Origin of the sequence: Helicobacter ganmani, from assembly GCF_003364315.1 — a bacterium.
GTDB classification, from domain to species: domain Bacteria; phylum Campylobacterota; class Campylobacteria; order Campylobacterales; family Helicobacteraceae; genus Helicobacter_D; species Helicobacter_D ganmani.
This window is the reverse complement of the sequence record NZ_NXLS01000006.1, coordinates 72,193-85,524: the sequence shown is the minus strand read 5'-3', so window position 1 is coordinate 85,524 and position 13,332 is coordinate 72,193. Positions and strand designations below refer to the sequence as shown.

12 protein-coding genes are annotated in these 13,332 nt (G+C 36.8%); 11 read left to right on the top strand and 1 reads right to left on the bottom strand.

Features of this window, described 5'->3' with window-relative positions:
- Positions 1–7 precede the first annotated feature (7 nt).
- The 5 genes from CQA43_RS06580 (at position 8) to CQA43_RS06560 (ending at position 6,696) form a co-directional block, all read left to right on the top strand.
- The gene (locus CQA43_RS06580) at positions 8–517 is read left to right on the top strand and encodes a class I SAM-dependent methyltransferase (protein ID WP_115551824.1); all 510 of its coding nucleotides are present in this window, start codon (positions 8–10) and stop codon (positions 515–517) included.
- Positions 492–1,472: a methyltransferase regulatory domain-containing protein gene (locus CQA43_RS06575; RefSeq protein ID WP_181881652.1), complete on the top strand. Its 981-nt coding sequence runs from the start codon at positions 492–494 to the stop codon at positions 1,470–1,472. The genes CQA43_RS06580 and CQA43_RS06575 overlap by 26 nt, the downstream gene beginning before the upstream one ends.
- 32 nt (positions 1,473–1,504) lie before the next feature.
- The gene (locus tag CQA43_RS06570) at positions 1,505–2,128 is read left to right on the top strand and encodes an HAD family hydrolase (RefSeq protein WP_115551822.1); all 624 of its coding nucleotides are present in this window, start codon (positions 1,505–1,507) and stop codon (positions 2,126–2,128) included.
- An 85-nt stretch (positions 2,129–2,213) separates the two neighbouring features.
- Positions 2,214–3,494 (top strand): NTP/NDP exchange transporter, encoded by a 1,281-nt coding sequence (locus tag CQA43_RS06565; protein WP_245944252.1) that lies wholly within the window; start codon positions 2,214–2,216, stop codon positions 3,492–3,494.
- A gap of 85 nt (positions 3,495–3,579) precedes the next feature.
- A complete protein-coding gene (locus tag CQA43_RS06560; RefSeq protein WP_115551821.1) occupies positions 3,580–6,696 on the top strand; it encodes an efflux RND transporter permease subunit in 3,117 nt (1,038 codons plus the stop codon).
- Between the two features lie 118 nt (positions 6,697–6,814).
- Here the strand turns inward: CQA43_RS06560 and CQA43_RS06555 are convergent, their stop codons facing one another.
- A complete protein-coding gene (locus tag CQA43_RS06555) occupies positions 6,815–8,029 on the bottom strand; it encodes an argininosuccinate synthase (RefSeq protein ID WP_115551820.1) in 1,215 nt (404 codons plus the stop codon).
- A gap of 84 nt (positions 8,030–8,113) precedes the next feature.
- On the opposite strand from CQA43_RS06555, the gene CQA43_RS06550 reads away from it, so the two are divergent.
- From CQA43_RS06550 to CQA43_RS06525, 6 genes are all read left to right on the top strand, one after another.
- Positions 8,114–8,365: an RNA-binding S4 domain-containing protein gene (locus CQA43_RS06550; protein WP_115551819.1), complete on the top strand. Its 252-nt coding sequence runs from the start codon at positions 8,114–8,116 to the stop codon at positions 8,363–8,365.
- 4 nt (positions 8,366–8,369) lie between these two features.
- Positions 8,370–8,945, top strand: coding sequence for a phosphorylase family protein (locus CQA43_RS06545; protein ID WP_220271601.1), 576 nt, complete (start codon positions 8,370–8,372; stop codon positions 8,943–8,945).
- Positions 8,942–10,030: a 23S rRNA (adenine(2503)-C(2))-methyltransferase RlmN gene (gene rlmN, locus CQA43_RS06540; protein WP_245944251.1), complete on the top strand. Its 1,089-nt coding sequence runs from the start codon at positions 8,942–8,944 to the stop codon at positions 10,028–10,030. Before CQA43_RS06545 ends, rlmN begins: the two co-directional genes overlap by 4 nt.
- 416 nt (positions 10,031–10,446) lie before the next feature.
- Positions 10,447–11,472: a ketol-acid reductoisomerase gene (gene ilvC, locus CQA43_RS06535; RefSeq protein WP_115551817.1), complete on the top strand. Its 1,026-nt coding sequence runs from the start codon at positions 10,447–10,449 to the stop codon at positions 11,470–11,472.
- 115 nt (positions 11,473–11,587) lie between these two features.
- Positions 11,588–12,724 (top strand): DUF2157 domain-containing protein, encoded by a 1,137-nt coding sequence (locus tag CQA43_RS06530; RefSeq protein WP_115551816.1) that lies wholly within the window; start codon positions 11,588–11,590, stop codon positions 12,722–12,724.
- Positions 12,717–13,220: a GDYXXLXY domain-containing protein gene (locus CQA43_RS06525; RefSeq protein WP_115551815.1), complete on the top strand. Its 504-nt coding sequence runs from the start codon at positions 12,717–12,719 to the stop codon at positions 13,218–13,220. Before CQA43_RS06530 ends, CQA43_RS06525 begins: the two co-directional genes overlap by 8 nt.
- Positions 13,221–13,332 lie beyond the last annotated feature (112 nt).

Sequence of the window (13,332 nt, the reverse complement as noted above, 5' to 3'; positions counted from 1 at the left end):
AAACACAATGGAATCCTATGGATACGCTACGGAACTAGAATATGTAGATGACTTTATTCCTGCACTTAATCCTCTATGGATAGATTTTTCTTTGACTTTAGCAGGGGTAGAATGTCCAAAACCACAAGGAAAATTCCGCTATCTTGAGCTAGGGTTTGGGTTGGGAAATAGCCTTACGCTTCACGCAAGTTGCAGTGAGGGAGAGTTTATGGGGAATGATTTTATTCCCGCACATTGCCAACACGCACAAAAATTTATTGCTGCTTCACAAAGTTGCACGCAAGTGTATGAAGAGGACTTTTTGGGGTTTTACAAGCGATTATTGCAAGAGAATCGCAAGTTTGACTATATTATTTTACACGGCGTTTGGAGCTGGGTGTCGCGAGAAAATCAAGAGGTTATTTTCGAAATTATTAACCATTGTTTAGATTTGGGGGGGGGTCGTTTATGTAAGCTACAATGTTTTTCCGGGCTGGGAGGGGAAATATTCCTTGCGACACTTGCTAAAAACCTATGAAAGCAATGCGAGCGGTAACCAAGAAAAAAGAATTCAACAAACGATTTCTTGGGCGAAAGATTTTTTTGCTTCCTCTTCGCTTTATGCACAGCAAAATCCCCGCACACAAGAGATTTATCAAGAATTGCAGACAAGAGAAATTAATTATTTATGCCACGAATTTTTTAACAAAGATTGGCATTGCTTGTTTTTTAGCCAAATGGCAGAATCTATGCGCCAAATATCGTGTGAATTTAGCACAAGTGCAAAGTTAATGTGGCATTTTGACCCACAAACTTTTAGCGCACAGCAAAAAGTATTATTGGCAGAGGCTAGGGATTCTATCTTGCAAGAACAGCTCAAAGATTATTGGATTAACGAATCCTTTAGAATGGATTGCTTTGTGCGAGGCAAAAGGAATCTGACGCAACAGGAGCGCACAAAGCGACTTTTGCAAACCCATTTTGTGCTGTTAAAATCTCCTTTTGGATTCCAAAATCTCCCTGAAACACCGCTAGAATTTCAAACCCTCTGTCAGAAAATTTTAGATTTTTTTGCCAAAGATTCTTACCAACCAAAAACTCTGCAAAGTCTCGTGCAAAACTTCGGACTTGAAATGGAGTTTTTGTTGCCTATCGTTTGTGCAATGATGACACAAGGATTCTTACACCCCGCGCAAGCATACTCACACAGAATCTCAATACAAGCAAAAGCCCATAATCAAGTGCTTTTCTCGCAAAAGCCTAAAAACACGGGACTTTTTCTCGCCTCTGCAAGCATTGGTAGAGGAATTTTTTTAGACACGATAACTTGGAATTGCCTAAAAGGCTATATTCAAGGAAACTACAAAAAAGAATCACTAGCAGAATTTGTAAAGTGCGAGATTCCAAATTTGCCCAAAGAATCTTTGGAAAATTTAGTAGAACGATTCTTAAGAGATATTCCACTTTATCAAGTGTTGGGGATTTTGGATTAAAGAGGAATGGATATGAGTTTATGGAGGAATGAATGATAAATGTTATTTTTGATATGGACGGGACATTGATAGATAGTGAAAATGCGATTTATGAAGCCATTAATGCAATTAGAGCAGACAAAAATCTTCCTGCACTTCCACAAGAAACAATGCAGCACGCAATTCATACGCCAAATCTTAATTGTGCAAAAATCTTTTATGGTATTGAGAATTTTCCGCATAAAAGCTACAAGGTTGGTTTTGAATCTTATTTTGGCAAACACTATGAGCAAAGTGCAGTTTTGTTTGCGGGGATACGCGAAATGCTTCAAACCTGCAAAAAAAGAAATTACTTTCTAGCCCTTGCTTCCAATGCTCCACAACAAGGGTTAAAGCCGATTTTGCAAAGGCATAAAATAGACCAATATTTTGATTCTATTATTGGCACAAACGATACAATAGAATCCAAACCCAATCCGATGATGATTTATCTTATCTTACAAAATGCTCCCTTTGCCAAGTCCATATTTGTTGGGAATTGTCTCAAAGACGAGGGAGCGGCAAGAAATGCAAAGATTCCTTATCTCCAAGCTAAATGGGGAGAAAATGCACTAAAAGACAATGAATTTGCTAGCGCAGAAGAATTGCTAGAGAAATTGAAAAAATACGAGGATTAAAACTTTTTATTTTTTATGCTTTTTCCTCTTGACAAACACCAAGTGTAATGGTTTATAATACTAGGTTTATCAATAAAGGATAAAAATGCGCGCATTTATCTACAAACTCTTTAGTCTCAAAGACGGAGAATTTAAGCTTCTAGTCCTCTCTTGCGGGTTTATTTTTATGCTCTTTAGCTCCTATGCGATTTTGCGTCCTATGCGCGATGCTTTGGGACTAGAGGGAGGACAAGAGGAGCTAAAATGGCTCTTTTTGGCGACTTTTATTGCTTGTATCCTTGCATCTTTGCTCCTGATGTGGCTAAGCACCAAAATCAAAAGGAGATTCTACGCCGATTGCGTCTTTATCTTTTTTGCGCTCAATCTGCTTATTTTTTATGCATTAATGCAGATTTTCAAGCCACACACCGCAGAATTTATCTGGCTTTCTCGCGTGTTTTATGTGTGGATTAGCGTTTTTAATCTCTTTGCTTTCTCTTCTGCTTGGAGCTTGCTCACCGATGTCTTTAACAAAGAGGAAAGCACAAGGCTTTTTGGTATCATCTCCGCAGGGGCAAGTCTTGGAAGCATTGCAGGGGCAAGCAGTGTGAGTATTTTAGTCGCAAATTTTGGTGTGGCAAATCTCTTCTTTCTCTCCATTGCTTTGCTTTTTATCGGTATTATACTAAAGAATCTCATTTTGCGCGAGTTAAAATACTTTGAAAATGTAGAATCGTTGGAGAGATTCAATCAAGTGATTGGCTCAAAGAACCCTTTTATTGGCTTTAAACTCATCATCGCTTCCAAATACCTGCTCGCACTCTGCGCCTTTATCCTTTTACTCACGAGCGTTTCTACCTTTTTGTATATGGAGCAAGCAAGAATCATTCGTGAAGTTTTTCCTACACGCGAGGCAAGAATTGCGGCATTTGCAAACATTGACCTTATCGTGCAGATTTCAGCTTTATTTATCCAAATCTTTTTAACCGCAAAAATAGTGAAGTTTTTGGGCATTACTTATCTTTTAAGCACGCTTGGTTTCGTCATCACACTAGGATTCATTGTCCTTAGCTTCACGCACCCTGCGTTTTTGCCTTTGGCTGTCGTGATGAGTATCCGCCGTGTAGGCGAATACGCACTCGTTAAGCCCGGACGCGAAATGCTGTTTGTGCCGCTGGACGCAGATTCTAAATACAAAGTCAAAAACTTCTTTGACACGGTTGTATATCGCGGAGGAGACGCGCTCTCAGCCCAAGCAGAAAGCTTGCTTGCAAACGTAGGGATTCTATGCGTACTTTTGTGCGGTGCTGCAATTTCTTTTGTTTGGGGCATATTGGGCGTATTTTTGGGAAAAAGTTATAAAAAAACCAATTATGATTCTTTATAATAAATTCACATTTGCCTCACGCTTTTATGCTAGAATGTTGCGGTTAAAAATGCAAAGAATTATTATAGAATCCTAAGGAAAATTGATGTTTTCAAAGTTTTTTATCAACCGCCCCGCATTCTCCGCAGTAATTTCTATTATCATCGTTATTGCTGGGCTTTTATGCCTTTTTAATCTCCCCATAGAACAATATCCCAAACTTGTTCCAACACAAATTGTTGTGAGTGCAAACTATCCCGGAGCAAGTGCAGAAACGATTTCTACAAATGTTGCGAGCATTTTAGAAAATAGCATTAATGGCGTGGAGGGAATGATTTATATCCAAACCTCTACTACGAGTAGTGGCACAATGAATTTGAGCGTTTTTTTTAATAATAATGCCGACCCAGATATGGCTGTTGTCAATGTCAATAACCGCGTGCAGGCTGTTCTTAGCCAACTTCCTAGTGAAGTGCAAAGACTTGGCGTAACCGTGCGCAAACGCTCCACTGCTGTAATTGGAATGTATCATATTTATTCAGATAATCCCAATCATTCACAACTTGATATAGCAAACTACGCACTTTTAAATGTTGTAGATGAGCTCAAGCGTATTAGCGGAATCGGAGATGTTGATTTGTGGGGACGCTCGGATTATGCAATGCGCATATGGTTATTACCAGATAAGCTCAATTTTTTTAATCTTGCACCTTTAGAGGTGATTGATAAGATTCAAGAGCAAAATTCTCAATTTGCTCCAGGCAAGCTTGGAGTTGAGCCTATTGAAAGGAGCGAATTTGCTTACACAATCGTAACAAAAGGATTATTTTCTAGCACAGAAGAGTTTGAAAACATTATTCTTAAAGCAAATCCTGATGGCTCTATGCTACGACTAAAAGATGTCGCAAGGGTGGAACTTGGTGCGCAAGAATATCTCACCTCCTATTTTTACAATTCCACTCCCTCTGTTCCGATTCGTATTACATTGCAGCCGGGAGCAAATATTCTTGATGTCGCGGACAATGTCCAAAAAACAATGGAACGATTATCACAAAAATTTCCTGAAGGCATTAAATACTCTAATCCTTTTCGCCCCACAGAGTTTATCGTGCAATCTATGAAAGAAGTTGTAAAAACCTTTTTTGAAGCAATTGTTCTTGTTGTCTTAATTATTTATCTTTTTTTAGGAAATTGGCGCGCAACGATTATTCCTTGCATTGCGATACCTGTTTCATTAATTGGCACTTTTATCGGATTATATCTTTTTGGCTTTACGATTAATCTCCTTACGCTTTTTGGACTAATTCTTGCGATTGGAATCGTAGTAGATGACGCAATTATTGTGATTGAAAATGTAGAGCGCATTATGCACCAAGAGCATTTAAACGCCAAAGAAGCTACGATTCGTTCTATGCAAGAGATTACTGCCCCTGTAGTTGCGATTGTCTTGGTTTTAAGTGCGGTCTTTATTCCTGTTGCGTTTATGGGAGGATTTAGCGGGGAAATCTACCGACAATTTGCGATTACAATCGTGATTTCAGTCGTGATTTCGGGTTGTGTTGCCCTCACCCTCACACCAAGTCTTTGCGCAATGTATCTTAAACCAACAAAGGCAAAGCCCCTTTATCTTATTGCCAAATTTGATGAGTTTTTTGAGAAACTCACATTGAAATTTTCCCAACAAGTGGCGAAGGTTCTCAAAAGAGGACTGCTTTTTCTTTGTCTATTGATTGCCATGCTCTTTGTAACTTATGACCTTTTCCAAAGAACGCCGCATTCGCTTGTCCCAGCAGAAGATATGGGAATCGTTAATATTCATACGATTCTACCAGATGGTGCAGCACTCTCACGCACAACACAAGTGCAAAAAGACCTGATTGCTACTTTAGAAAGCAATCCTCTTGTAGCTGAAATGACTACCATTGTTGGATATAGTTTTCTTTCAGGAGGATTCAAAAGCAGTGATGGCGTGGGATTCTATAGACTTATTGATTGGAGTGAGCGCACAGATAAAGATAAAAGCGATAGGGCATTTATTGCAAACATCACTAAAGAACTACAAAAATATCCCGATGCGCGTTTTATTGCCACGCAAGCACCAACTATTATTGGGCTTGATTCAAGTGGTGTAAATATTTATGTGCAAAGCAAGGAGGGTGGAAGCCTAGAGGAACTCAAAAAATACACTGATTTAATGGTGCAAGAAGCACTTAAACGCAAAGAGATTCGTAATGCCTTTACTAGCATTGCTGTGAATACTCCTCAAGTCTCTGTGTATTTAGATAGAGAAAAAGCAGCTGCACTCAATGTCAATATTTATGATATTTTTCGCACAATGCAGGTAACTTTTGGAAGCTATTATGTGAATAACTTTGAGCTTTTCAATCGCACATTTCGCGTGATTGCACAATCTGAACAAGATTATCGGCAATCCCCAGAGGATTTGAGTAGTGTTTTTGTCAAATCGCAAGATGGTAATTTTGTCCCTTTGAGCACGCTTTTAAGCTTCCAATACACCACAGGTGCGGAAATTGTCAATCGCTTTAATCTTTTTCCTGCAGCCCAACTGATTGGTTATTCTAATGAAGGTTATTCTAGTGGTGATACCATAGCAGCGATAGAAGAAATTGCCGCAAAGATTCTTCCGCAAGGCTATGACATTGCTTACGCAGGTTCAACCTATCAAGAAAAGGCAAGTCAATCTAGTGGCGCAACAGCTTTTATTTTTGGGCTTGTCTTTGTTTTTTTGATTCTTGTTGCGCAGTATGAACGTTGGCTTATGCCACTATGTGTTCTTAGTGCTGTGCCTTTCGCGCTCTTTGGAGCAATTCTTGCAACTTTTTTAAGAGGATTAGAAAACGATATTTATTTTCAAGTTGGATTGCTTGTCCTTATCGCGCTTGCAGCAAAAAATGCAATCTTAATTGTAGAATTTGCTATGCAGCTTAGAGAACACGAGGGGAAAAGCATTATAGAAGCCGCTATTGGTGCAGCAAGATTGCGATTCCGCCCAATCGTTATGACCTCACTCGCCTTTAGTATGGGAGTTTTACCATTGGCAGTAAGTAGCGGAGCGGGGGCATTAAGCCGACATTCCATCGCCACTGGCGTGCTTGGTGGAATGCTTGCTGCGACTTTTTTAGCAGTTTTCTTTATTCCACTCTTTTATATGTATCTTGCAACTTTTAGCGAATGGATACAGAAAAAATATAAAAACAATTGATAAATTAATATTTTAATCAATATTATTTATTATTTTAATTTTAACTATATGAATTTTTTATGATTCTTGCGTGCGGTGAGATTTTACTCAAACCGCACAAGTAGCACTTTTGCTGTAATTACTTACGCGTTTTACCCGAAATAATGAATCGTAGAGCATTGAGTTTGATAAATCCCTCTGCATCACTTTGGTTATAGACAGAATCTTCCTCAAAAGTGCTATATGCGGCATTGAAGAGGGAATTTTTGGATTCTCTTCCTAGCACAATCACATTGCCTTTATAAAGCTCTAATCGCACAATACCCTCAACTTTTTGCTGTGTTTTATCAATCAACGCTTGCAATGCTTCGCGCTCTGGACTAAACCAATAACCATTATAGATTAAGCTAGCGTATTTTGGCATTATCTCATCTTTTAAGTGCGCTTCTTCTCTATCAAGGCAGAGAGATTCCATTGCACGATGAGCTTTGAGATAAATTGTTCCCCCCGGAGTTTCATAACAACCACGTGATTTCATTCCTACATAACGATTTTCTACTAAATCCAAACGCCCGATTCCATGACGACAACCTAGTTCATTCAATTTAACCCAAAAATTTGCCGGGCTTAACTTTTCTCCATTGATTGCGATTCCATCACCATTTTTAAACTCAATACTAATCACTTCTGATTCATTGGGTGCATCTTTAGGGGAAACGCTCCAACGCCACATATCTTCTTCAGGAGCGACATTTGGATTTTCCAAAATCTGTCCCTCATAACTAATATGCAACAAATTTGCGTCCATAGAATAAGGAGATTTATTTGCCTTTTTTTCAATTTGAATCCCCGCAGATTCTGCGTATTCTAATAATTTTTCACGACTATTTAAATCCCATTCTCTCCAAGGAGCAATAACTTTAATGTCTGGATTTAGAGCATACGCACCGATTTCAAAACGCACTTGATCATTACCTTTGCCTGTTGCTCCGTGTGAGATTGCGTCTGCACCAACTTGTTTTGCAATTTCTACCAAATGTTTTGCAATCAAGGGACGAGCAATACTTGTCCCTAGCAAATATTCACCCTCATAAATGGAGTTTGCACGAAACATCGGGAAAACAAAATCTCGGATAAACTCTTCGCGCAAATCTTTGATAAAAATGTTTTCGGGCTTGATTCCTAACTTCTGTGCCTTAGCTCGTGCAGGCTCTACCTCCTCACCTTGCCCGATATCCGCTGTAAAAGTTATGACTTCACAATGATAATTATCCCCGAGCCATTTTAGAATCACACTTGTATCCAAACCGCCACTATAAGCAAGCACAACTTTTTTGATATTTTTCTTATTCATTTTCACTCCTTAAAAATTTTGTGGTATTATAGCAACAATTTAATATTCTTTTGGCTACAATTTTGCAAATTTTAAGGATAAAATATGCGTATAGATAAATTTCTGAATGCAGTGAATATTACAAAAAAACGCTCCATTGCACAAGATATGCTCACAAGCGGTGTTATCAAAATTGATGGAATTCCCATAAAAGCAAGCCGCAATATAAAAACAGGTGATGTCATTGAAATAGACTATTTGGAAAAGCCGCGATTCTATCAAGTTCTTCAAATCCCAGAACAAAAAACGATTAAAAAGAATGAATCGCATTTATACTACAAAGAAATACAGGAATAAGACAATGATTTATTGCGCAGGCAAAATGGAAGCTTTTTCTTTTGCTAAAAGTATTGGTGTGGGGCTAGTAGAATCTGCAATTAATTTGACACGTTCTATTTTATATGATAGACCAGAGGAAATTACTTTTGTTGGCACTTGTGGTGCTTATATGGAATCCATTCCTTTGCTTGAAATTTTTGAAACACAAAGTGCTACAAATATAGAATTGTCTTTTTTGCAAAAACAGTGTTACACTCCTTTAAATAATTTTTTAACGAATGTTTCATGTGAAACAATGATAAAAAACTCCAATGATATTTTGTCTCAAAATTTAAAAATTGTTAATTCTAGCAATTATATTACAACGGATTCCACGCTTGCTAAACATTTGGTAAAGCTTGGAATCACTTATGAGAATATGGAATTTTTTAGTATTTTACAAGTTGCGAAAGCATTTGAGCTCCCTGTGATTGGAATCTTTTGTGTTACAAATCATACACATTCGGAAGCACAAAAAGAATTTTTTGCCAATCACAAAGCAGCAATAAAAAGACTAGAATCCTACATTTATTCCAAATCAAAGAATTTTCATCAATGATTAAAAACACAATGAATCTTTCAGCTCAAACAAGCAAACAAAATATCTTTGATTTGACTTTGGAAGAATTAGGCATAAATTTAGAACAAGCAGGATTCCAAAAATTTCGCGCAAAACAGATTTATCATTGGCTTTATACACATTATGAAACCAACTTTGACGCAATGAATAATCTGCCAAAAGACTTAAAAATTTATTTAAATGAATATTTTACTAGTCAAAACATCAGCATAAATAAAAAAGAGCAGAGCCAAGACGGAAGCATAAAATACCTCTTTGCGACACAGGACAATCTAACTTATGAAGCAGTATTTTTAAAAATGAAAGAAGATAAATTCACTCTTTGCCTTTCTTCACAAATCGGTTGCAAAGTTGGTTGCAGTTTTTGCTTGACTGCAAAGGGAGGATTTGTGCGAAATTTAACAGCTGGGGAAATTGTTTATCAAGTTGTTGCAATCAAAAAAGACCAAAATTTGCCAAACAATAAAGCAATCAATATCGTATATATGGGTATGGGAGAACCGCTAGATAATCTGGCAAATGTTACGCAATGTATCCATATTTTAAGTGAATTAGACGGCTTAAATATTTCTGTGCGCAGGCAAACAATTTCTACAAGCGGAATTGCTCCAAAAATCAAAAAACTAGGCATGCTCAATTTAGGAGTGCAACTTGCAATCTCTCTACACGCAGTAAGTGATGAGTTGCGCACACAACTAATACCCATCAACAAAGCCTATAATATCCAAGCAATTATTGACGAAATAGCAGCTTTTCCGATAGATAGTCGCAAACGCATAATGTTTGAATATCTAATGATAGATGGAATAAACGATAGTTTAGAAAACGCAAAAAAACTTGTCGCGCTTTTGAATAAAATCAAAGCAAAAGTTAATTTAATTTATTTTAATCCCCATGAAGGCAGTCCATATCAAAGACCACAACGAGAAAAAGTAGAAGCATTCCGAGAATTTTTACTCAAAAAGGGTTTATTCTGCACCATTAGGGAATCCAAAGGCTTAGATATTAGTGCTGCGTGCGGACAACTACGAGAACGCGAAATTAATCAAAAAGGGGAAATATGAGCCTACTAGACATTATAATGATTGTATTTTTAGTTATTGTATTTGTTATAGGAATGGGAGCATTTCTATATTATGCTTACAAAAAATAACTTATTATGGTAAATTTTTGATTTAAACCCTCAACGAAACCAATAAAATACTTTCAAAAGCAAAATCAAAAGCAACACCAAAAACAAAGAAAAAGAAAGCATCACTTCTAAATCCTTTATAAATAATTTTGCGATTATAACATTTTCTCCGCCACGGATTATAGACATAATAATAAATGAAATAAAATACAAAAAATAATTATAATAAAAAAAATTTATTAAAATATATATTATACCAAAGCCAATGAGTTCTACTCGGCAAAGTATCTGCTAAGGAAAAATGCAATATAATCACAAATCTTACATTTCACTTAAAAAGAGGAAACAATGGCATTAAAAGTTTATTACGACAAAGACTGCGATTTAGGACTTATCAAAAAGAAAAAAGTTGCAATTATTGGCTTTGGCTCTCAAGGACACGCACACGCGGAAAACTTGCGTGATTCTGGCGTAGAAGTAGCAATCGGACTTTATAAAGGCGGCAAAAGCTGGGCAAAAGCGGAAGCCAAAAACTTTAAAGTATTGGAAGTAAGCGAAGCGACAAAATGGGCAGACTTGGTAATGATTCTAATCCCCGATGAATTGCAAGCCGATATATTTACGCGCGATATTGAACCAAATTTAAATGAAGATCAAATTATTGCGTTTGGACACGGATTTAATGTGCATTTTGGACAAATCAAAGCACCAAAAGGTGTAGGTGTTATTATGATTGCACCCAAAGCACCCGGACACACCGTGCGCAGTGAGTTTGTCAAAGGTGGGGGAATCCCTGATTTGATTGCAGTAGAACAAGATACAAGCAAAGGCGATGCAAAAGCAATCGCATTAAGTTATGCAAGTGCAATCGGTGGCGGACGCAGTGGAATCATTGAAACGACTTTCAAAGACGAAACAGAAACTGACTTATTCGGCGAACAAGCTGTGCTTTGCGGTGGAGTCTCTAGCTTGGTGCAAGCTGGATTTGAAACACTCGTTGAGGCTGGATATCCTGAAGAAATGGCATATTTTGAATGCTTGCATGAACTTAAACTCATCGTGGATTTAATCTATCAAGGCGGTTTAGCGGATATGCGCTATTCTATTTCAAACACAGCTGAATATGGCGATATGGTAAGCGGTCCGCGCGTTATCAATGACGAATCCAAAAAGGCAATGCGTGCGATTCTAAAAGATATTCAGGGAGGTAAATTTGCAAAAGACTTTATCCTAGAGCGCAAAGCAGGTTATGCAAGAATGAATGCGGAGCGCAAAAATTTAGCAAATCACCCAATTGAGAAAGTCGGCACAAGACTTCGCGAAATGATGCCTTGGATTTCTGCTGGCAAACTTGTAGATAAAACCAAAAACTAACCAATATTTTTTATGTTTGCAACTTTTTGCAAACATAAAATTTATGCCACGAAAATCTTTAATAATTTCACTCTTAACATTTAATAAGATTTATTATTATACTTAAGGATTTAAATTGTTTTTCAACAAAAAATCTTTTCTAAAATCTGAAATCATTAAACTTGCCAATGAGGGTTTTATCAACAAAGAGCAAGAAAAAGCAATTTTTGGTTTTTATCATTTTGATGAAAATTCGGATTTTCCTCTTTTAATCACTTTGGCGTTTGTATTCATAGGGCTTTCTCTTTTGACGCTTGTCGCTTATAATTGGGAACAGATTCCAAATATTCTTAAGACATTTTTGCTTCTTGCCACACTTTTTGCCACGCATTTGGGAATATTTTACTCCAAAAATTCCATATTCCAACAAGGTTTTGGAATCCTAAGTGGTTTTGTTTTACTTGCAAATATTGCTCTACTTTCGCAAATCTATCATCTTGGTGAGGATACTGCATTAGCTTTTTTAAGCGTTGGCTGTGTTGTCTTGTTTCTTGCCCTTATTTTAAAGTCTTTTTCTGTCTTTATCACAGGCTACCTATTGACAAGCGTATGGTATTTTTTAAGTTTTGACAATCACTCCATTCATTTATTTATTTGTCTCATTTTGCTTGGGATTATAGTGCAAAGCGGAATCCTCTTTTGTCTTTCTTTAAATGCTGCAAGATTCCTTGCTTTTTTGAATTTTGTGTTTTTAAACTTATATCTATACAACTTTCAGGGGAATAATTTAAATTTATCCACCTTTGCGTGGCTTTCTTTAATTATTTTAGGTTTTCATCTCAAGTCTTACCAATCTTACGCCTTTTTTGCCCTAGCTTTGACCTTCATTGCTCTAAGTTATGATGCAAACCATTTATTCTTATCAATCTCCTCTATCTCTCTATCTGCCTTATTGATTTTATTGGGTGCAATCAATCTGTATTTCAAACACTATTTTTTAGGCATTTTGACAATAAGTCTTTTATTGATTGGTAATTATTCCAATTTATATCCAACAAACGCAATAATTCTTAAAGGATTTTATTCATTCTTTACTTTTTTATTAGGCATTCATTTCATCAAAGAAAATCATAAAATTTTGGGATTACTTACTTTTTCGTTATTGATAGTGATTCGTTATTTAGATTTATTGGGAGATTATATTGGTGCAAGTGTAGTATTCTTGTGCTTTGGATTGGGATTACTTCTTTTTGCAAGGAGAAAAAATGCTTAGGACAAAATGGCTTTTTCTTGCGTGTGCATTGCAATTTATTCTGATTGGAGCAATGTTTGTTTCTGCTTATTTGCCAATCTATTTTGGCACAGAAGTGAAAGTCATTGCCAAAGGATACGACCCTAGAGATTTACTTTCAGGAGATTTCGTATGGCTAGATTATGGGGTAAAGCTTAAAAAATCTATATATGCGGAGATTCCATTGAATGCAGAGGTTTTCGTATGTCTTGAAAGAGTAGATAAAGGAAATTTTATCTTTAAAGAGATTCTAACTAAACCACCCAAAAATCAACTTTATATCAAAACAAAAGCCCCCAAAAGTTACTTTTCGCGCCTTTCTTTAGGAAGAAACATAGAAAAATACTTCACTACAAAAGAAAAGGCGCAAGAAATTCAAAATCTCCTTGCCAAACCCAACAATCAAGCGATTGTAACCTTGAAAGTCTTCAGAGGCAAGGCAAGAATTGTGGATTTAAAGGTAGAATCCAAACAATAATTAACGCTTGATAATTATTGCATTACCACAGCAGCAAGAATATTAAAGGGATTGCACTCTACTTCTTCCTCTCAAACACCAAAAGGACGCATATCCAAGACGCTTAAGAGCA